The following is a 20,293-nucleotide window of genomic DNA, read 5'->3' as shown; positions in this document are numbered from 1 at the left end:
AAATACAATGTCAGAATTAAAGAAAAGACTTTCCTCAATTCTTGAAAGTCCCAAACATAATACAGAAGAAAAACTGGAAAAAGTATGTCACCTGCTGGATCAGGAAATTCCTTACTTCAACTGGACCGGTTTCTATTTCAAAAACGGAGATAAGGATGAGCTGATTCTAGGCCCTTATGTAGGAGCACCTACAGATCACACCATTATTCCTTACGGTAAAGGTATTTGTGGTCAGGTTGCTGTTTCCAATGAAACATTTGTAGTTCCTGATGTGCATGAAGAAAGCAATTATCTAAGCTGTTCCATAGATACAAAAGCAGAGATCGTGGTTCCGATTTTTAAGGACGGAAAAAACATTGGTCAGATTGATATTGATTCTCACACCATTGATCCTTTCACCAAAGAAGACCGCGAATTGCTGGAATGGCTTTGTAATGAAGTTTCTAAAGTTTTATAATTCGGATTTATGATAAGTAAAATATAAACTCCGGCTGTTTCAGCCGGAGTTTTTTATGGATTATTGGTCGTAATCACAAACATGATTAAAGGCTCACTTCCTGTATTTTCAACAGAATGATATCCTATAGAACTGATGGCCGTAATATCGCCTTTTTGAAGCATTTTCCTCCGTATTGCTCCGTCTGTTCCGGTTCTTTCCCTGTATTCTCCGGTTCCGTGCACAACAACATACAGTTCCTGTTCGTTTCTTAGATTGTGCGTGTGAAATCCGGACTCATCACCTTTATTCAATAAAACCATATAGGCTGCCAGACGGTTGTTAGCCAGCTCTTCCTGATCAAACATCTGGATCAGGTATACCGTTCCGTTTCCACCGTACATATTTTCGCGTTTATCTATTCGTGCGATGGTTCTTTCTTCCTTTTCAAAAGCCATCACATAAAGATTGATGTACTTAGAAACCTCCTTTATAACGTGGTTGAATTCTCCTCCTTCAGATAATATAACTGTGTCTGCCATGTGAATCAAATATTTAAATTTTCAAATTGATTGTTTAGGGCTAAATGTAAGATGAACAAAAACTAGCTTTGCTGTATAGCATGAATTTCTGCAATAAGTTCCTTAAAATAATTCTCACATTTAGCAATATGGGTTCCGTACCAGGAAAATGCCTCCCCATCCACAATCATAATCTTTTTATCGGGATAGAAAGCCCGCAGCTCTTCAACGTGCTTTTCCTTAAATGGAAAGGGTTCGGAAGAAAGCATGATCACATCGGCAGCAGCCAGATCTTCAGTGCTGATTTGGGGATAACGGGTCTTATCTCTGAAAACATTTTCAAAACCAATTTCCGATAAAATTTTATGAATAAATGTGTCCGAACCAATAGTCATATAAGGATTATTCCAGATAAGATAAGCTGCCTTTACAGGCGTATCAAGCTTTGCCTGATTGAGCACCTCGTATATTTTAAGATTAAAAAGCTGTGCCTTATCTTCTTTTCCTAAGAGCTTCCCAAGATTCTTGAGCAGATAATAATTGTCTTCGATGGTTTCAACATTGGTTACTGTTACTTTAAAATCATTCATCAAAGCTTCTACCTGGTCTTTTACGTTTTCTTCCTTATTCGCAAGAATAAGATCCGGCTGCAAGGCTTTAATTTTCTCGATATTGATATTCTTAGTGCCCCCGATTACCGCAACGTTTTTTATTTTATCCCGGGGGTGGATACAAAATTTTGTTCTGCCTACAACTTCATTCTCGGTAAGGCCAAGGTCAAATAGTGCCTCAGTGATAGAGGGTACAAGTGAAACGATTTTCATATTGGCATGTTAGATGATGCCTAAAATTACAAAAGTTTTCCGGTTAAGAAAAGCCCGGCTACGGTAAAATAGATAATAAGTCCCGTCACATCCACCAATGTGGCTACAAACGGAGCAGAAGAAGTAGCGGGGTCCAGATTTAGTTTCTTTAATACAAACGGAATCATAGAGCCTGATAGCGTTCCCCATAATACAATGGCTATGAGGGAAACAGAAACGCTCAGTCCTACGTACACCCAATACTGGCCATAATCAAAAAGACCGATCTGCTGCCAAAGCATGATTCTGATAAATCCGATAACGCCCAAAATAGCTCCAAGACACAATCCGGAAATAATCTCTTTTTTCATGACATACCACCAGTCCTTCAGACTGATTTCCTGAAGAGCCATCGCACGGATAATCAATGTGGCTGCCTGCGATCCGGAATTTCCTCCACTGGAAATAATCAGCGGAACAAATAAGGCCAGAACAACAGCTTTTTCAATTTCTTTATCAAAATATCCCATTGCTGAAGCCGTCAGCATTTCAGAAACAAACAGAATAATCAGCCAGGTTGCTCTTTTCTTGATCATTTCTGTCCACGAAGTCTGGATGTAGGGAAGGTCTAACGCTTCCAATCCCCCGAATTTCTGGATATCTTCCGTGTTCTGCTGTTCAATCTGATCCAGGATATCATCTATCGTTACAATTCCCACCAAAACACCAGCTTCCGTAATAATAGGAAGAGCGCCACGGTCATACTTTTCAAAGTACGTTACCGCATCCTCCTTGGAAGTGGTTGTAGTAATGGCTACGAAATGATTGTCCGTAATATCGGAAACCAGCGTATCTTCTTCTTCCAGCAACAACGTTCCGATAGCAAGGTCATCAATCAGCCTGTTTCTTTCATCCACCACATACAGATAGTTCATGGTTTCCACTCTTTTTCCTACTTTTTTGATCTGCTGCAGACATCTCTTTACTGTCCATTCCTTACGGATCTGGATATAGTAAGGAGTCATCAGACGGGCAATAGAATCCGAATTATATCCAAGCAGTTTTAAAGCAATTCTTCTTTCCTGCGGATTTAAATGGTTGATGGAATACTTGATAAGCTCATCCGGAAAATCCTCGAACAAAGCAGTTCTGTCATCCGGAGTCATCGCATTCAGAATTTCGGAAACTTCATCGCTTCCAATACTTCTGATGGTATCTTCCTGGAAATCAGGGTCAAGGTGCGAAAAAACTTCAGCTTTATATTCCTTCGGAACCTTCAGGAACGCGAGCAGCCTCTCATCAGCAGGAAGTTCGCTGAGAGTTTCGGCAATATCGGCAGGATTGAAGATAAGTTCGTCTCTGGAATTCAAAACGTGAAATTTTCTTTTGGATATGCAAAAATAATTCAAATTTTTAAGACTGAGTAATAAACTGGGAAAATTAAGGATTAATTAAAGTTTAGTGCTTCAGTATAAGCACAAAAAAACACCCGCCGAAACGGATGTTCAAAAAATTAAATTTTAAATTCCAATATTCTTATATTGGTTCGCATTCTGAAGTAGGAATGTGTGTACAGACAGCATTGGTACAGCATTGGTATGGCCCGCAATCTGAGTTGTCACCACACTTTTTTATTCCGCTTCCTTTGATATTTTTTTGCTCAAGCCTGTTGAGTTTCTTAAGATTTGAATTTTTCATGATCATCCAATATAATAAGATTAAGGCTCTATCATACAGTCATGATCCAGGCACTCTCCGTTACAGCAATATCCAACGGAACAAGGTCTTGTAATGCTGCATCTGAATGGTCCGATACCACCATTGATCTGTTTCGCAGCTTCTCTGCTGAGTTTTTTCAGGTTTTTCATATAGTTTAGATTTAATGTCCTACTAAAATAGCAAATATTTCTATTTTATTTAATTATTAATGTAAATATTTTATCAATAATACATTTTTGATTTACGTTTAAAACGAAAACACCTGCATTGCAGGTGTTTTGTAATGATCATATATTATTCCAGAGGACATGGGTTGATCACACAAGTGTTATGACAACATGATCCGCCCGGACATTGGTAATGTTCTGTACATCTTTTGAAAGGCCCGCTGCCTTTAATTTCCTTTTGTACCTGTCTGCTTAGTTTTTTTAGATTTTTCATGAGATTTGATTTTTATTGGGTTAGTTGAATTTTGAGTCTTTATTCAATACAAATAAAGGGGGAACAGATTCCAAAACAGCACCATCCAACTGTACATGGATTGCTTTCACTGCATCTTTCCATAGATCCGCCATTAATCTGCTTTGCTTTTTCCCTGCTGAGTTTCTTTAAATTTTTCATAAGATTTAGTTTTAAGGTCTGACTAAAATAGTAAAAAATATTTAATAATTCCTTATTTAGTGAAAATATTTAATTGTTAATCAGTGTTTTATAGTGTTTTTTAAAATTAAAAGCACCCGTCCGACAATGCGAACAGGTGCTTTATGTAAAGTGAAAATATTTAATTCAGGGATAGTTAATAATGGCGGTACACTTCAACCTCAATCTTAAAGTTCCGCTTCCGTTGGCTTCAGTTTTCTCAGTTTTTTTATAATTCCTTTGATGGCGCCTTCAGTTCCTATTTTAACAGAATTGGTTGTGGAGCCAAGCAGCCTCATATTCTTCCGGTAGGTATCATGATCGGTTTCCGTAACAAGATTTCCGTCCGCACCAAAAAGCTTCATGCTTACCACCACCTGATTGGAGAACACATATTTCCCGAATCCAACTTTAAAATATCGTACTTTGGAAACAATCGCAAAATCCGCATCATTGTTGAGACAGTAATCTACAATAGTCTGTTTGTCTATGCTGTCAAAAGAAACCTGAACTTCCGCACGGAGCATTTTATTCCTTCTTCCACTGAAATTATCAGTAACGGCATCAAAAAAAGCGTTGTTGGTAGGGTCTTTTATTTCGTCAATATCAGGCTCTACCTCAGGATTGAAGTAAAGAACTTTTTTTATTTTATCGTCAGCATTTTTCTGGGCTTTTACTGAAGTAAATCCGATGAATAAAAAAGTAGTGACCGCTGTAAAGAATATAATTTTTTTCATTTGTAATTCGTATGCAAAATTACTGCCTTTTCGTTGGAATGCATATAATTTATTAAGAAATTTTTAACATTTTTTTCTATCAAATTTGATATATGAAATCAATAATGTTTGCAGAATCAAAAAATAGTCGTAATTTTGCACCCGTTACATAATAATCATTAAACAATATTGGAATGTACTTAACAACAGACAAAAAGCAGGAAATTTTCGCAAAGCACGGAAAATCTGCACAGGACACAGGAAGTGCTGAAGGACAAATCGCTCTTTTCACTTTCAGAATCAATCACTTATCTCAGCACTTAAAGGCTAACCGTCATGATTTCAACACAGAGAGATCTCTAGTGAAATTGGTAGGTAAGAGAAAAAGTTTACTAGATTACCTTAAAAACAAAGATATCGCAAGATATAGAGCAATTATTGCTGAACTAGGTTTAAGAAAATAATCTATAAAGATTTTCAAAATAAAAAAGCAACTTCGAAAGAGGTTGCTTTTTTGTTTTGAATGACAGATATTCTAAGACAAAAGCCATAAAAAGTTCTTTAAGAAATTACCAAATGATGAAGAAGAACATGTAAGTATCTTAAAGTTTTTAATTTTCACTTTATACTAAAGTAGTATCTGGATTCCTGCGGAATGACAAACTGCATGGATAGACCAATACACTAATTGTGTCATTCCGTAGGGATCCAGCTGCATTAAACCAACAAGAAAGGCATCAACAAAAACTCCAATCCTGACCAACGTCACAACTAAAGACGTTATAATTCCCCTCCCTCGGAGGGGTGGCGAAAATTCAAAAGAATTTTTGACGGGGTGGTTTACAACCTCACTACTCAGCCTTTTTTCCAATCTTCCCCAAATGTGTATTCTGAAAACTATCGGGATATTTCAATCCATAACCCAGAATTCTGTCAAATGCAGAGTGAGAAAACAAAATAGCTCCTATCATTTGTAAATAGGGCAGAGACAAGGCTGTTCCGGCAAAATAAACGATAATGGCTACTCCTAAGTGATGGAAAAGATTATAAAAAAAAGCGCCTACCCTGGTATTAACCAGATATCCTAGCATGGAAATGTCCGGTGCAAAGAAAAGACCTGCAAACCACCACCATGCATATCCTGTTTGTGCAAAACCACAGGCTCCCAGCAATATAAATGCTGCATATTCGAGCTTTAATTGTATTTTCATAATACTGATGTTAATCTGTAAAATAAGTTCATTCTGCGAATGAAAAGTTACAGGTTAAGATCGTAAAAAAGAAGCGGAATATCCCAGGATATTCCGCTTTATACATTTTGATAGAATAAATTTTAATGGCCGGATTTGGCATCAGTGCTTTCCACATGGCCCAAATATCTGGTACAGTAAGCTCCGAAGATCAGAATTACAACGTAGCAGAATACAGGAATAATAAATGAGTGCTGTACTCCAAACTGATCAGCAAGATAACCCTGGAAAATAGGAACAATAGCCCCTCCTAAAATGGCCATTACTACTAAGGAAGATCCCTGGCTGGTATATTTTCCGAGTCCTGAGATAGCCAGTGTGTAAATATTCGAGAACATGATAGAGTTGAATATACCGATTCCTAAGATACTGTACATGGCCAATTCACCATGATTCACCATAGCAGAAATCAGTAACAGAACATTAATGGCTGCAAAGATGGATAACGTTCTTGCAGGAGCTGCTTTACCCACAAAAAATGCAACGAAATTAAGGGCAATAAACACAAGGAAAAAGCTGATTTGAGAAAAGGTAAGGTTCACAATGCTGAAAATAACAAGGAATACCGCTCCTGCAGCTCCCAGCATATACACTGCCTTCTTACTCTGGCTTAAAGATTGGTTTAAAGAAATAGCTCCGAGAAAACGCCCGATCATTGCTCCTCCCCAATACAGGGAAAGGTAATTTTTACTGATGATTTCGTTAAAGCCCATAATCTGCGGCTGCTCAAGAAAGCTGATGATAAAACTTCCCACGGCAACTTCTCCGCCTACATAGCAGAACATCGCAAATACTCCAAATTTCAGGTGGCTGAATTCCAGCGCTCCCCAGCCTTTTACCACTTCTTCTTCACCCATCTGGAACGAAGGAAGCTTGACTCTGGAAATTAATAAAGCGACCAATAAAAGGATACCCGCAAAAATAAGATACGGAATTCTTGTTGCCACCGCGCTGAATGATCCGTCCGGGGATGAGAAAAATTCAAAAATAAGGTGCCCTCCAAGTACCGGAGCAATCGTTGTTCCGAATGCGTTGAATGCCTGGGTCATATTCAGACGGCTGGAAGCAGACTCTTCACTTCCCAGCAGTGAAACATAAGCATTGGCCGTAATTTGCAGCACTGTAAAGCCTAATCCTAAAATAAATAAGGCGCCCAGAAACAGCGGATAATAGGAAAATGTGGCAGCGGGATAGAACAGGACACAGCCAAGCGCTGCCAGAAAAATCCCGAAAAGAATTCCTTTTTTATAGCCTAATTTATTAATAGGATCTCCTTTTGTAATAGAGATCAGGAAATAAATCAGGGATCCGATAAAGTAAGCTCCGAAGAAACAGAACTGTACCAGCATGGATTCGAAAAAGGTAAGATTGAAAAGTTGTTTCAGATAGGGAATCAGGATGTCATTCATACAGGTAATGAATCCCCACATAAAAAACAGCAGGGTGATGGTAATCAACGGTACCGTATAATTCCTGCTTTGAGATTGTACTTCTTTATTAATCATAAACATTTATTTATCTGTATAAGGATAGGTCCTTAACTTTTTTTAGCCTACAGCATTGTAATTGGTGAAGTAGGGCAAATATAGGGATCAGCCTATTGGTTTGCAATATTTTTGTTAATTTTTAGAATGAAAAAGATACTTCTTTTCACATTAAAGCATTATTTTCATTTTTTGAGACAATAATACAAAAACAACAGGATTTTTCAATACATTATCCTCAAAAAAACACTTTTTTGTTTTCATAAATGGTGAATATGTTCAAAATAGAATATAAATTTTCAAGCTTTCATCAATTGATAGCCAATTTTTTGTATTTTACGCGCCTATTTAAGCAATCGAAAAATTTAATATATCATTATTATATAGTACCTTTGCAAACGAAAATTTAAAGAGTTTAAATATTAATCATACTCAATACGGAGTATAAAGAAGCAAATTTATGAGTATACCTCAAGCGTTTACAGAAACGATTATCCTTGCAGACGGCAGGGAGATCACTATTGAAACGGGAAAGCTGGCAAAGCAGGCTGACGGATCTGTAGTGGTGAAATGTGGTGGAACGATGCTTTTAGCAACCGTTGTAGCCAACAAAGAAGCCAATCCTGGCGTAGACTTTTTACCATTAACGGTAGATTACAGAGAAAAATTTTATGCAGGTGGAAGAATTCCTGGGAATTTCTTCCGCAGAGAAGCAAAACCATCAGATGATGAAGTGCTTACAATGAGATTGGTAGACAGAGTACTGCGTCCACTTTTCCCTGAAGATTTCCACGCGGAAGTACAGGTAATGATTTCATTGATTTCTTATGATAAAGAAGTAATGCCGGAAGCATTGGCAGGTTTGGCAGCTTCCGCAGCAATTGCGATCACAGATATCCCTTTCAACGGGCCAATGTCTGAAGCAAGAGTCGTAAGAATTGACGGTCAGCTGGCCGTAAACCCTAGCTATGAAAATTTATTACAATCAGATATCGACATTATGGTTGGAGCTACGAAAGACTCAATCGTAATGGTAGAAGGAGAAATGAAGGAGATCTCTGAGCAGGAAATGCTTGAAGCCATCAACTTCGCTCATGCTGAGATCAAAAAACAGATCGAAGCTCAGGAGAGATTAGCTGAAAAAGTAGGAAAATCTTTCCCTAAAAGAGAATACAGCCACGAAGATCACGATGAAGAAATTCGTGAAAAAGTATGGAAAGAGTGCTATGATAAAGTATATGAAGTAGCAAAAACACCATCAAATAAAGAAGAAAGAGGAGAAAAATTCAAAGCCGTTCTTGAGGAATTCTTGGCACAATATGCAGAAGATGAGGAAGAATTGGCAAGAGTAACCCCTTTCGTTAAAGTATATTATCATGATGTAGAGAAGGAGGCAATGCGTCAGATGATCCTTGAAGACAACATCCGTCTTGATGGCCGTGATCCTCAGACGATCCGTCCCATCTGGTCAGAAATTGATTATCTTCCGGGAGCTCACGGTTCTGCAATCTTTACAAGAGGAGAAACGCAGTCTTTAACAGCAGTAACTTTAGGTTCTGTAAAAGATGCCAACATGATCGACAGCGTAATTACGCAGCACGACGAAAGATTCTTCCTGCATTACAATTTCCCTCCATTCTCAACAGGTGAGGCAAGACCTTTAAGAGGTACTTCAAGAAGAGAAGTAGGACACGGAAACTTAGCTCAAAGAGCTTTAACAGCAGTAATTCCGGCAGAAAATCCATATACCATCAGAATTGTTTCCGATATCCTGGAATCTAACGGTTCTTCTTCAATGGCAACAGTTTGTGCAGGTACGCTGGCATTGATGGATGCTGGGGTTCAGATTACAAAACCTGTTTCAGGAATTGCAATGGGGCTGATCACAGATACAAAATCCGGTAAATTTACCGTACTTTCTGATATCTTAGGAGATGAAGATCACCTTGGAGATATGGACTTTAAAGTAACCGGTACTGCAGATGGGATCACAGCTTGTCAGATGGATATCAAAATCCAGGGACTTTCTATGGATATCATGGAGAAAGCTTTGATGCAGGCTAAAGACGGAAGATTACACATCCTGAACAAAATCACGGAAACTATTGCTCAGCCTAGAGCCGATGTGAAGCCACATGCTCCGAAAATGGTGGTAATGGAAATTCCTAAAGACTTTATTGGTGCAGTAATCGGGCCTGGTGGAAAAATTATTCAGCAGTTACAGAAAGATACGGATACGGTTATTGCTATCGAAGAGATGGGAGAAATCGGACGTATCGAGATTTCAGGTACAGACAGAGAGAAGATCAACGCAGCTATTGCAAGAATCAACGAAATTACTTTCGTACCGGTTGTAGGCGAAGTTTACAAAGGTAAAGTAGTGAAAGTAATGGACTTCGGTGCATTTGTGGCGATTGCTAAAGGAACAGAAGGACTTCTTCACATCTCGGAAATTGAGTGGGCTCGCCTGGACAAAGTTCCTTATGCAGAAGGTGATGAGGTAGAAGTGAAGTTCATGGGGTACGATGACCGTAAGAAAATGAAGCTTTCCCGTAAAGTTCTTTTACCAAGACCTCCAAGACCGGAAGGACAAGGGAGACCGGAAGGTCAGAGAAGACCAGAAGGACAAGGAAGACCCGAAGGACAAAGAAGACCTGAAGGGCAGAAACCACAAGGTGAAAAGCCACAAAGCGAAAAACCAGTGGAAAACCAGACCCCTTCTAACGAAGTATAATAAGATTTATTCTTACCCATAAAAAATCCCTCAATCTTGAGGGATTTTTGCTTTTTTACTGCGGGATGTACAAAAGGTGTTCATCGATTCCGATTTTTCACCTGGAATACCATAAATATCACTCAAATTTTAAATGGTCTTGAATAATCTGTCAATCTGTTTTCTGGTGGAAGCGTCAGGGGCAACTTTGTAAAACTCCCGGATCAGATCCAATGACCCTGGCTTCTTTGGGTATTGATTATTGTTGAGGAAATTTTTTAAAGCCGTATTCACCTTGTCTTCACCCATTAAATGGGTCAGCTGTACCATCGCTGCAGCTCCTTTGGAATAGGAAATATGAGGAACATCTCCGGTAGATTTATAGATAGGTACATTTTCAGATAATCCTTTTTCATTGTCATAGATTTGCTGGTGCACACGGATTCTTTCCATCATTTTTTCTTTGCCGTGCATTTTTTTGTACAGCATCATTTCGGTATACATTGCCAGAGTCTCAGTAAGCATTACCGAACCTTCTCTGTCGTCCGGATCAATCTGGCTGTTGCCCCACCAGAGATGTGAAAGCTCATGGCCAGCCAGTTCATTAATGACATCCTGTTTCTGATCTGCGTGAATATTGGCGTGAAAAACCATGTCTTCCGGCATAAAAACCGCAGAAGGGTACGCTGTAGCGGCAAAACCTTTCGTGAAAGAAGAAATTTCCGCAAAATTGATGGTCTTAAAGGGATATGGTCCAAAATGCTGCTGACAGTAATCTAAAGTAAGCTTAGCATTTTCAAGAAGATGAGTAACGTTTTCAAAGTGTTTGGGATGATAAAAGATAGTGATGCCGATTCCTTTGTAATTCACCCTTTTCATCTCATATGCTGCTGATGAAACAGCAAACCGGAAAGGGATCTGATCTGCTTTATACTCAAAATAATTGCGGCCGGATGCTGACCATTTCCTGATAAGATCTCCTGTCCCTACTGCTGTCTGGCTCTTTTCAGTGGAGATGATCATATTCAGATTGATAAAATCTTTTTTTGATACTTCAGGAGCTTCCGGTCTTTTCATTTCGGTGCGTTTTCCCAGTTTGAAATGGCTTCGTTGTTTTTCATCCTGAATTTCATCATCTTTTTGATACCCAATGAAAGGATAATATCTGCTGATTCTCATAAATGAACCATTTTCGATAATGGCATTAAAAGACTGATGCCCGTTTACCGCAAACCATTGATAAGACAGGGTAAAATCCAGAAAAGCTGCTTTACCCGGATCAAGCGGCTGCTCTAAGGTAATTTCTGTTACATTTTTATGAATCTTTGCTGTTTCATTACCTGCTTTCAATACTGCAGATTCCATTTTTAAATCCTTTTTAAAATTGATTAAGATCTTACTGAGTGGCTGGCCGGTCTGGTTTTTAAGCGTATATCTTCCTACAATACGGTACCTGTTTTCTGAAGGATAGAGTTTGACTTCCGTACTGATATCAGATATATCAGGTTGAGGGAGTGTTGAGTACTTACGGTATTTCTTTTCATATTCTACAGAACTTAAGATCGCCTGATCTTCATCTTTGGGGATATAACCCTTCATAAAAGATATTCCGGATACAATTCCTGATACCAGAAGAATTATGGTGAATCCCAGAGCTGCAGCGGATATTTTTTTAAACTTTATCAAACTATTGAATATCCATAGAAGACCGATGGTACCAGTTCCAAATAAAAGTTTTTCAGCAAAAGCTTTTTTATAGATTCCATAGCCGTTGAAATCACTGTAAGCTCCTTTAAAATCAGAAAATATCCTGAAAAGAGGATAAGAGATCAGCTTCCCTGAAACCGGACCTGATAGTATAAAAACGGCCAGAATGGAAATGCCCAAGGCTGTGAATTTATGGTGAATACGGTCATTGATCAAAAGAATAAACCCGGAAAACAGCATTAGCGGGCAGGTATTGAAAAGGAAAACGCCGAGATACGCATTCCAGTTGATATGAAAATACCGGTAAGCAGCCTGAAAAATAATCCCCTGAATCACTAAAATTCCGGTAAAGAAAAACAACAGAAAACTGATGGAAATAAAGTGTCCTTTTAATCGGTTTTTAGACAGATAAGTGCTGTTTTCAATAAGAGCGAATCCTGAAGAAGAGCTTCTCCAGTACATATCGTTTAAAAAATAAGCGGAAATAAGAAGTCCAAGCAGATGAAAGTTTTCTGAAATGGTTGCAGCCATAAGACCCGAGCTGGCATACTTTTGCGGAAGACGGATTCCTTTCTCAATTTCGGCATACATTTCCATACCTACATAAAATAATACCAGAATAGAAACAGCGGGTACAGCAGTGCTTTTAAATAGGTAAGTAAGATCATTTTTTACAAAAGACAGTACGGAACGGAGAAAACTCCATCTATTAAAGCTGGGAGTAACTACAGAGTATTCTGAGGCATTGGTTTCAGATATCAGCAGAAGATTTCCAATAGCTTTTACTTTTGGTCCGGAGGTTTGGGAGAAAGTAAATAATCTCAGGGATAGGAACAAAAATATCATTGATATCGTACAGAATAGAATCCTGTTGAACAAAAGATAACCCCTAAGAGGAACCATTTGAGTGTTTTTTTGAAGCGCTGTAAGATCACGGGCCTCCATAAAATAAGCAGATAATCCAAAAGGATCTAGTAAAGCCGAAAATTGCTGTGTTTCCAATGATTGGGGAAGGCTTCCCGCCATAAATGGTGAATTGGAAAACAGCAGGATAATCATATAAAAAACATACAGTAACAATCCCCCTGCTACAACAAGGAGTTTTTTCTTTATTGTAACGGCAATGAGAAACAGAAAACTGCAGACCAGCAGACTGTTGATAAAACCAAAGATCAATAAAGGGTAGAGGTAATGCGAAATCGTAAAACCTTCCTGCATTTCGCTTCCGGTGCGCATCATCTGGCCTATGATAAATCCTGTCATTAAAAACGAAAAACTTAAAAAAGTCTGTAGAAAGTAGGTACAAAATTTCCCCTTCAAATAAGTGAATTCAGAAAAAGGGAATGAAAATAAAATGCGATCAAATTTTGAATCCTGATCTTTAAAAAGCAGCTGCAGTGCGTATGCGGTAGCGAAAAAAATCACAGCAAGACTCAGCATTCCGGTCATAAAACCGATGGTATAGGGCGAGTTTAAATAAATTCCTTCTCCTGCAGAAAGATTAAACTGGCTGCCACAAAAAATACCGAGACCAATGAAAAGTAAAGCCACAAGATAGGTGAGCCAGTGCTTTGATGAGCGTCTGGCTTCGAATAAAAACAGAGTGTTCATGATTAAGGTTTTTGGGTGAGTGTGTGGAAGTAAACGTGCTCCAGTAAAGGAGTTACGGGGCTGAAATCTTTCGGGGATTCTTCAGAAAACACAGTGATATGAAGCTCTCTTTCCAAAAGCTGTCTGCTGATGATTTCATAGCGGGAATCGTAGCTTTCCAGCTCGTTTTTGTGAATGGGTTTAGACCAGATTCTGTTTTCCAGCTCTGCGATAAGTTGTCCGGGATTTCCTTTCCGAAGGATTTTTCCGTGGTTCATTACAGCCATTTCCGAACAAAGATTTCGGACATCTTCAACGAGATGTGTAGACAGGATAACGATAACATCCTTGCTGATGTCGTTAAGAAGAGTATTGAAACGGTTGCGCTCCTCCGGATCCAGACCTGCGGTAGGCTCATCTACAATGATGATTTTCGGATCTCCCAATAGGGCCTGGGCGACACCGAAGCGCTGTTTCATTCCTCCTGAAAAAGTATGGACTTCTTTTTTTGTAAAATCAGAAAGATTCACTTTCTCCAGCAGGTCCAGTATCTGATTTTTACGCTTACTTTTATCAGTAATACCCTTTAATACAGCTATATGCTCCAGTAAATCAAAGGCGGAAACTTTGGGATATACACCAAAATCCTGGGGAAGAAAACCCAGATTCTGTTTGATGTAATCAGGATTTTTAACAATGTCTGCTTCATTGAAAAACAAAGTTCCGGAGGTGGGCTTCTGAAGTCCGACAATAGTTTTCATCAAAGAAGATTTTCCGGCTCCGTTCGGACCAAGAAGTCCAAACATTCCGTTGTTGATATCCAGTGAAATGTTTTTAATAGCCTGGAAACCATTTTTGTACGTGAGGCTAAGATTGTTGATGGTCAATGTATTCATAACGTTGTATTTGGGGAATAGGAGGACAGGCGGCCTTTCGGCAGCTGATTTAGAAGTTAGAAATGGCTTGAAGCTGGAGGCAGGAAGCTAGAAGCTGGATGGTAGAGGTTAGAATTTAGAATTTAGAAGTGGAAGTTTCACACAACACTCTCTCTCTCCAACTCTCAAACCCAATAACTACTCTTTAAATTCAAGAATATCTCCCGGCTGGCATTCCAGGATTTTACAGATGGCTTCAAGGGTATCGAAGCGGACGCCTTTGGCTTTACCGGTTTTCAGGATCGAGAGGTTAACGGGCGTGATACCCAGTTTTTCTGCCAATTCTTTACTCTGCATTTTTCGTTTGGCAAGCATCACATCTAAGTTGACTATAATTGGCATGTTAAATAAATAGGTCTTGTTCGTTTTGCAAATGTAGTCCTTGCTTAAAGATATTCGCAAGAAACAGACAGAAAATTCCAAGCATACAGTGAATAAACACCAGTCCCCATATTATACTTTCTACTTCCACAAAGAAACTTGCGGTAACCACCAGCGGAAGCGGGATAAAAATATTGTACAGGTAAAATCTCTTAAGCTGAATGATATTTTCCTGAGTAAACAGTTTCTGTTGGAAAAACACTTTGAAAACCCTGGCAGATAACCAAAAAAAGATTCCGTAAGCGATAAGTACCAGCATAAAAGAAAAGATCATATAAGGATAATTGTTTTCGATATTCAGAAACGGTTGTTCTGTAAGTGGATAATTGATATGAAGGAATTGTCCTTCTTTATAAGGTGTAACCGAAAATCCGGTGATCAAACAGAATAAGGCATACACAAAAGTGATTAAATATCCGGCCGAAAGTAAGGAGCAGATATAAAATAAAATCTTTGAAATAATTTTGGTCTGGTTCATGGTACGGATATGAATTGATATTGCAAATGTATAATTAATTATCGTAAAACAATAATTAATTTAAATAAAATTTTATTTGGAATATGAGAATCCATTCGTAAGCTGAAAGAAATAGTGTGATAATCACCGTTTTTAATTAATTTTAGAGATAAAAAAGGTAATCAATTGATCCTTTTTAATTAATAGCCGAACTTAATGCTTAACAAAGGTTTTCTTATTGATAGCCCTTCGACAGGCTCGGGCTGATAATTCGAATACCCACCGAAATTTTTAAACATTGCCAGGCTGAGCCTGTCGAAGCTATTGTTACAAAAAGGAATAGAACAAAAAAATAAAATCATGGCATACAGTACAGAACTTGCCGACCGCGTACGTGAACGGCTTTCCATTGAAAATACGATTGAGATCGAGGAAAAGAAAATGTTCAGCGGACTGTCTTTTCTGGTGAACGGAAAGATGTGCATCAGCATCAGCCATGATAATCTGATGTGCCGCTATGATCCGGAACTGGAAGAAGAAGTTTCCGGCAAGAAAGGCTTTCTCCCGATGATCATGAAAGGGAAGCAGCTCCGTGGCTATTGCTATGTAGAACCCGCAGGCTTTAGAAAAGCGGACGATTTTGAGTACTGGATTAAAATTTGTCTCGATTATAATCCAAAGGCAAAGGCGGCGAAGAGGTGAGTTGTTAGGTTTCAGGGTTAGAGCGTTTGAGAGTGGGAGTGCTGGAGTTCAACATTCCCACCATTCATAACTTATCATTTATAATTCATCATTATTGTCGTACAGTTTTTTTCTTATTTCAACCAGTATTTTTGTTGTTTTTTCCAGATCCGGAGCGTCGGGTAGAGTGGAGATGGAATAATTGTGTTCTATTGACTGTATCAGATTTTCTGCTTTTTGCATGACATTTTCATAAGACTGGTTTCCTGCTTTGATATCTAACAGCTCATCACGGTTTTCGACACGGATATCCAGTGAACCGGTTTTAAAAATCTGTTCGCAGGATTGAAGCAGCCGGATCGTGTGCATCATATTCTTGCTGTCAAAATTCTGACCGTGGGTCTGATTGACATTGTAGCGGTCCTCATTGCGCTCAGCTACCCATTTCCAGTATTCCCTGTAATCTTTGCAGTAAATAGAATAAGCATCCAGATGGCAGAACAGATACGCCACTGGTTTTTCATCTTTAGGAATGGAAGATAACGAAACCTGATTCGCTTCTTCATTCTGAACAACTCCTTTATATCCTAACTTTCCCGTTTCATCATAAAATAAAGCATACATTCCCTTGGTATGATCAATACTTATCAATCCACATTTTTCCTGTGATAGTCTACCACGTCCTGCGGATGCAGAGAATTTATCCAGCCACTTTTTCAACGGTACAGAGCCTTGTCCATCCAAAATAAAGCAAAAATCCAGGATTGATTTTCTTTCTTTATCAACCGGATTTACAATCTTTTTGTTGACACCTTTTGCTTTTTTAATCTGCGAAACCGCGTAACCTGCAAAAGTGTCCTTGCATACTTTTGAAAGAAAATCTTCAATATTGAGCAGATCCATCAAAGGATGTTTATAAAGAATACAATCCTCAGGACTTGCCAGAATTTCAAGGATATTAGGATTATTTTTCTGCAGCAGCTCTACAAACCTCCCGATTTCATAATACGTAATGTCATTCGTTTCATTGGAAATCTGCGGAATATAACTCAGTCCAAAGAACTCCTCCTTCGGCAGATAATACACCCCGCGGATATCCGTATCAGAATTCTCCGTTGCCAGCCCGAAAGCCCGGCTTCCGGAAATGGCTTCGAAGAGGAGGAGGTTTTTATTTTTTAGGTCTTGGATGGTCATCATGTTTCAGGTTTTGTAATATTGTTTTTTTTATGCTAACTATTGCGTGCAAAGTTGTTTATAATTAAAATTTGTTAAAAACCTCTTTTAAAAATATTCTGTAGCCTTCACGTGTTGCCAATTCATTTTCAACAAACACTTCATTTCTCAAATAAACAACAGGTTCTTTAGTCATAGGATTAGAGCCTTTCTTTTCCACTTTGAGGTTTAAAATTCCAATTCCTCGCTTTTGCCACAAAGGAAGGTTATTGTAATTAATTCCGTACTGAAATAAAAGTTCATTTTTATCAGATTGGTGCATTTTTTCAATTCTTTCGGTGGTTTGTTTAGCAGTAAATCCATTTTTCCTTAATGTCCAGTAACAATGAGCAGAAAGGGAATTTCTGTGGGAATCTTCCTGTCTCCAGCAAAAGTAATCCAGAAGCATTTCCAGATTAGGAATCGCTATGGTTCTGCAGTCGAAAACACAGATTTCCTGAAATCTTAAACTGAAAAAAGCACTTGCTTCTCCTGCCAGAACAGAATTGATCTTTCTCACTTTTCTGTTGAAAGTATTATCATCTTTATGAATCAGAAGAGATATTTCATCACTTTGAGTATAACCATATATTACCTTGAAACCTATGTTAAAAAGATATTTTGCAGTATCAATCATTGCCTGGCTGAACTTTTGATCAAATGGTTTTTCAAGTGAAAGTTTTTCTTTAGTAAGTTTAGTAAAGCCCTTTCCGTCCAGCCTTACCACTATAAAATTTTCCGGAAGAATATACTGTTCTGAGAGATTTTCATTTCTTCGCATTAAGGCTTCTATTTCTTCAAATTTCATAATCCCTGATTTCAAATTTTTGTTCTATAATTTTCACACTGAATATTTTATCAAAGCCTTCTTCATATAAAGGTTTTTCCAGTTCTTTGTATTTTGATTTTATTCCAATTTCGTTAATGGAATCTTTTCTGTTTTTATTTCTTTCCATACAATCCTGAATCGTGCTGTCAAAATAATACCCGATAACTTTATACTTACTTCGTTGGGCAAATTCGATATATTTTTTCCTGCTTTCCTTGTTTACGTTCGTATTATCTATCACTATTTTTGACTGGGTTTCGAAGCAATACTGCAGCAACTTTCCTTCTTTGTATCGAGTGTTTAAAAGGTCCATGCTTATTCGTATATGTGAATTGAAAAAAAGATCCTTATAAAAAGAACTTTTTCCGCTTGCAGGAATCCCGATGAAAATAATCATTTCCATCATCTCAATTTTTAATGCAGCTTTTCACAATCACCTCCAAAGCAGCCTCTGCATCACATGCATATAATCCGGAGCACCATGCAGGATTTGCTTCAATCAAAGCCCAGCCTTTCCCTTTTATCACCCCAAAGTCAAGTACAATACCAGCAGGAAGAGTAGAAGAGTATTTTTTTATGAAGGATTTAAAGAAGTCGAACATACCTTTGCTTTCTTTCTCTGAAAGTCCGTGGGTATCAAAAACATCGTTTCTCCAATATGAAGAATATGTCTTAATTTCATTGTGTAAAACAAAACATCTTACCTCGAGCTCCCATTCCACTACTTCAGAGGTGAAAACCATGCACTCCCGATCCAGCGTCTCAAAACCTTTGATATTAATTACCTTATCGAAAACTCCTGCTTTAAAGCTTTTGAAGTCTGAGCATTTAATGAAAATATTCTCTTCATGTTCAAAATCTTTTAGCTTGCCATAAAGAATTTTCCGTTTTGTAAATTCTTCCGAAATTTTTGAGAGCCAGCTGTCATCTGGCTTTGTTAATGTTAGGTTACATTGCTCTGCAACAATTTCAGCATAAATATCTTCACCATATACACCAATGACATCTGAACGGAATTCTTCGGGAATATTCCATTTCGCATTGAATCGATTTAATGTATAAGAAGAATTGAGCGAGGCTTTTTTCAAATTGTTACTGTCTTCCGTATACATGGGAGACAGAGCTATTATATTTTTCATCTTTTTTATCATTTATAGTATTTCCTATTTTAAAATCTCCCTAAAAACCCGTTCCATCTCCCCTTTATCCGCTTTTCCTCCTGATAAACCTTTCGATTTTTCTTCATTTTCTGCGATTGTTTTCTCCAAAAATTCAAACATTTCCCAATCATTCGGGTGGTAGTAAGATTCTCCTTTGGTTGCTTTTAGGGCAACAAGATCTTCTATTTTTCGTCTGGTTGTATCATCGGTTAACACAAGCAGATCACTGAACAATACGGGTGGAACCGTTCCTTTTTCTATGATCCATTTCCCTGTTAATGTGGTTCGTAAACAATAAAAATAACTTTTTAATTTTACTTCATCGCTTCGGCATGCTTCCAGATATTTCTTGCTCATGCTTAAATAATGATAAGAAACCGCCACCGGAGAAAAGCAGGCATCAGCCAAGGGTTTAAAGAGCTCTACAAACCTTTTATCCGCTTTATAAACGATAGGAGAGTAAAACAAGCTCAATAAAGCGGCGTTTGATTTCAGCAAAAGATGAAAAGTCTTTCGCAGATCCCAACCCGAGCCGTCCAGATCATCTTCTGTCATAAACTCTATCGTTTCATCCTTATCCCAAGGGGAAAGATACCATTCTTTGTCGTGACGGTATATAAAACGGATATCATAATCACTGTCAGGAGACGCAAAGCCCCACGCTCTGCTTCCCGATTCTACTGCCAGAAGGACTTTTACCCCTTTTGCAGCTTCAACTTCTTTTATCTTTTCAAGTATTTTTGGTGTCATTGTTTTGTATTTATGACGCAAAGTAAATGGTGTTGTACGTAATGTACTTGCGTAGCCTTTTTCAATTTCAGGATTCGGGGAAGGGGTTTTTAGAGTTTGAGTGTGGGAGCGTTTGAGAGTTGCAGAGTTTGGGATTGTTGAGGCTGAGAGTCAGAAAATATGAAGGATAATGAGTTTGTAAGAGGGTCGTCTTTAGCTTCCTGCTTCCTGCATCTATCCTCCAGTCCATAAAAACTACAAACAAACACTGCAAAATTCTCCCTATTTTGCTAATATTGCACTTTTCCATTTAACATAACTATAAACATCC

General features: G+C 38.2%; 23 protein-coding genes. 4 read left to right on the top strand and 19 right to left on the bottom strand.

Annotated features, from left to right (window positions below; genetic code table 11):
• The first annotated feature begins 7 nt into the window (after window positions 1-7).
• Window positions 8-457: a GAF domain-containing protein gene (locus BLW74_RS15790; RefSeq protein ID WP_089693849.1), complete on the top strand. Its 450-nt coding sequence runs from the start codon at window positions 8-10 to the stop codon at window positions 455-457.
• Between the two features lie 53 nt (window positions 458-510).
• Here BLW74_RS15790 and BLW74_RS15785 read toward each other — a convergent pair whose 3' ends face one another.
• The 8 genes from BLW74_RS15785 to BLW74_RS15770 all read right to left on the bottom strand — a co-directional run bounded on the left by BLW74_RS15785 (window position 511) and on the right by BLW74_RS15770 (window position 4,855).
• Entirely contained in the window at window positions 511-978 is a 468-nt protein-coding gene (locus BLW74_RS15785; RefSeq protein ID WP_089693847.1) for a cupin domain-containing protein, read from the bottom strand.
• Window positions 979-1,040: 62 nt separating this feature from the next.
• Window positions 1,041-1,781, bottom strand: coding sequence for a helical backbone metal receptor (locus BLW74_RS15780; RefSeq protein ID WP_089693846.1), 741 nt, complete (start codon window positions 1,779-1,781; stop codon window positions 1,041-1,043).
• Between the two features lie 26 nt (window positions 1,782-1,807).
• Window positions 1,808-3,130: a magnesium transporter gene (gene mgtE, locus BLW74_RS15775; protein ID WP_034692244.1), complete on the bottom strand. Its 1,323-nt coding sequence runs from the start codon at window positions 3,128-3,130 to the stop codon at window positions 1,808-1,810.
• 166 nt (window positions 3,131-3,296) lie between these two features.
• Window positions 3,297-3,458 carry a hypothetical protein gene (locus BLW74_RS22510; RefSeq protein ID WP_167358449.1) on the bottom strand — a complete coding sequence of 54 codons (162 nt, stop codon included), beginning with the start codon at window positions 3,456-3,458 and terminating at the stop codon, window positions 3,297-3,299.
• Window positions 3,459-3,478: 20 nt separating this feature from the next.
• Entirely contained in the window at window positions 3,479-3,628 is a 150-nt protein-coding gene (locus BLW74_RS22505; RefSeq protein WP_156106369.1) for a bacteriocin-like protein, read from the bottom strand.
• Between the two features lie 145 nt (window positions 3,629-3,773).
• Window positions 3,774-3,920 (bottom strand): bacteriocin-like protein, encoded by a 147-nt coding sequence (locus tag BLW74_RS22500; protein ID WP_167358448.1) that lies wholly within the window; start codon window positions 3,918-3,920, stop codon window positions 3,774-3,776.
• 39 nt (window positions 3,921-3,959) lie between these two features.
• The gene (locus tag BLW74_RS22495; protein WP_164723342.1) at window positions 3,960-4,100 is read right to left on the bottom strand and encodes a bacteriocin-like protein; all 141 of its coding nucleotides are present in this window, start codon (window positions 4,098-4,100) and stop codon (window positions 3,960-3,962) included.
• A gap of 206 nt (window positions 4,101-4,306) precedes the next feature.
• Window positions 4,307-4,855, bottom strand: coding sequence for a pyruvate decarboxylase (locus BLW74_RS15770; protein ID WP_089693844.1), 549 nt, complete (start codon window positions 4,853-4,855; stop codon window positions 4,307-4,309).
• 173 nt (window positions 4,856-5,028) lie between these two features.
• Between BLW74_RS15770 and rpsO the strand changes: the two genes are divergently transcribed.
• Window positions 5,029-5,298 carry a 30S ribosomal protein S15 gene (rpsO, locus tag BLW74_RS15765; RefSeq protein ID WP_034692246.1) on the top strand — a complete coding sequence of 90 codons (270 nt, stop codon included), beginning with the start codon at window positions 5,029-5,031 and terminating at the stop codon, window positions 5,296-5,298.
• Between the two features lie 387 nt (window positions 5,299-5,685).
• Here the strand turns inward: rpsO and BLW74_RS15760 are convergent, their stop codons facing one another.
• Complete coding sequence (locus tag BLW74_RS15760) at window positions 5,686-6,045, bottom strand: DUF4260 domain-containing protein (protein ID WP_089693842.1); 360 nt, start codon at window positions 6,043-6,045, stop codon at window positions 5,686-5,688.
• 122 nt (window positions 6,046-6,167) lie between these two features.
• Entirely contained in the window at window positions 6,168-7,589 is a 1,422-nt protein-coding gene (locus BLW74_RS15755; protein WP_089693840.1) for a sugar MFS transporter, read from the bottom strand.
• A 439-nt stretch (window positions 7,590-8,028) separates the two neighbouring features.
• On the opposite strand from BLW74_RS15755, the gene BLW74_RS15750 reads away from it, so the two are divergent.
• A complete protein-coding gene (locus BLW74_RS15750) occupies window positions 8,029-10,302 on the top strand; it encodes a polyribonucleotide nucleotidyltransferase (protein WP_089693838.1) in 2,274 nt (757 codons plus the stop codon).
• A 129-nt stretch (window positions 10,303-10,431) separates the two neighbouring features.
• Here the strand turns inward: BLW74_RS15750 and BLW74_RS15745 are convergent, their stop codons facing one another.
• From BLW74_RS15745 to BLW74_RS15730, 4 genes are all read right to left on the bottom strand, one after another.
• Window positions 10,432-13,599: an ABC transporter permease/M1 family aminopeptidase gene (locus BLW74_RS15745; RefSeq protein WP_089693837.1), complete on the bottom strand. Its 3,168-nt coding sequence runs from the start codon at window positions 13,597-13,599 to the stop codon at window positions 10,432-10,434.
• A 2-nt stretch (window positions 13,600-13,601) separates the two neighbouring features.
• The gene (locus tag BLW74_RS15740; protein WP_089693835.1) at window positions 13,602-14,474 is read right to left on the bottom strand and encodes an ABC transporter ATP-binding protein; all 873 of its coding nucleotides are present in this window, start codon (window positions 14,472-14,474) and stop codon (window positions 13,602-13,604) included.
• A 177-nt stretch (window positions 14,475-14,651) separates the two neighbouring features.
• The gene (locus BLW74_RS15735) at window positions 14,652-14,855 is read right to left on the bottom strand and encodes a helix-turn-helix domain-containing protein (RefSeq protein WP_002980904.1); all 204 of its coding nucleotides are present in this window, start codon (window positions 14,853-14,855) and stop codon (window positions 14,652-14,654) included.
• A gap of 1 nt (window position 14,856) precedes the next feature.
• Window positions 14,857-15,372, bottom strand: coding sequence for a DUF2975 domain-containing protein (locus tag BLW74_RS15730; RefSeq protein WP_089693833.1), 516 nt, complete (start codon window positions 15,370-15,372; stop codon window positions 14,857-14,859).
• A gap of 339 nt (window positions 15,373-15,711) precedes the next feature.
• On the opposite strand from BLW74_RS15730, the gene BLW74_RS15725 reads away from it, so the two are divergent.
• The gene (locus BLW74_RS15725) at window positions 15,712-16,053 is read left to right on the top strand and encodes a TfoX/Sxy family protein (protein ID WP_089694167.1); all 342 of its coding nucleotides are present in this window, start codon (window positions 15,712-15,714) and stop codon (window positions 16,051-16,053) included.
• A 78-nt stretch (window positions 16,054-16,131) separates the two neighbouring features.
• Here the strand turns inward: BLW74_RS15725 and BLW74_RS15720 are convergent, their stop codons facing one another.
• The 5 genes from BLW74_RS15720 to BLW74_RS15700 all read right to left on the bottom strand — a co-directional run bounded on the left by BLW74_RS15720 (window position 16,132) and on the right by BLW74_RS15700 (window position 19,983).
• Window positions 16,132-17,226, bottom strand: a complete 1,095-nt coding sequence (locus BLW74_RS15720) for a nucleotidyltransferase domain-containing protein (RefSeq protein ID WP_089693831.1) — start codon at window positions 17,224-17,226, stop codon at window positions 16,132-16,134.
• Window positions 17,227-17,290: 64 nt separating this feature from the next.
• Window positions 17,291-18,052, bottom strand: coding sequence for a tRNA(His) guanylyltransferase Thg1 family protein (locus tag BLW74_RS15715; RefSeq protein WP_089693829.1), 762 nt, complete (start codon window positions 18,050-18,052; stop codon window positions 17,291-17,293).
• Complete coding sequence (locus tag BLW74_RS15710) at window positions 18,042-18,470, bottom strand: AAA family ATPase (protein ID WP_227413255.1); 429 nt, start codon at window positions 18,468-18,470, stop codon at window positions 18,042-18,044. Before BLW74_RS15710 ends, BLW74_RS15715 begins: the two co-directional genes overlap by 11 nt.
• A 10-nt stretch (window positions 18,471-18,480) precedes the next feature.
• A complete protein-coding gene (locus tag BLW74_RS15705; RefSeq protein WP_167358447.1) occupies window positions 18,481-19,212 on the bottom strand; it encodes an ATP-grasp domain-containing protein in 732 nt (243 codons plus the stop codon).
• A gap of 24 nt (window positions 19,213-19,236) precedes the next feature.
• Entirely contained in the window at window positions 19,237-19,983 is a 747-nt protein-coding gene (locus BLW74_RS15700) for a nucleotidyltransferase domain-containing protein (protein WP_089693825.1), read from the bottom strand.
• Window positions 19,984-20,293 lie beyond the last annotated feature (310 nt).

Origin of the sequence: Chryseobacterium culicis (assembly GCF_900108365.1) — a bacterium.
Classification (GTDB): Bacteria; Bacteroidota; Bacteroidia; order Flavobacteriales; family Weeksellaceae; genus Chryseobacterium; species Chryseobacterium culicis.
The sequence above is the reverse complement of the archived record's forward strand: the minus strand, read 5'-3'. Positions and strand labels throughout refer to the sequence as shown.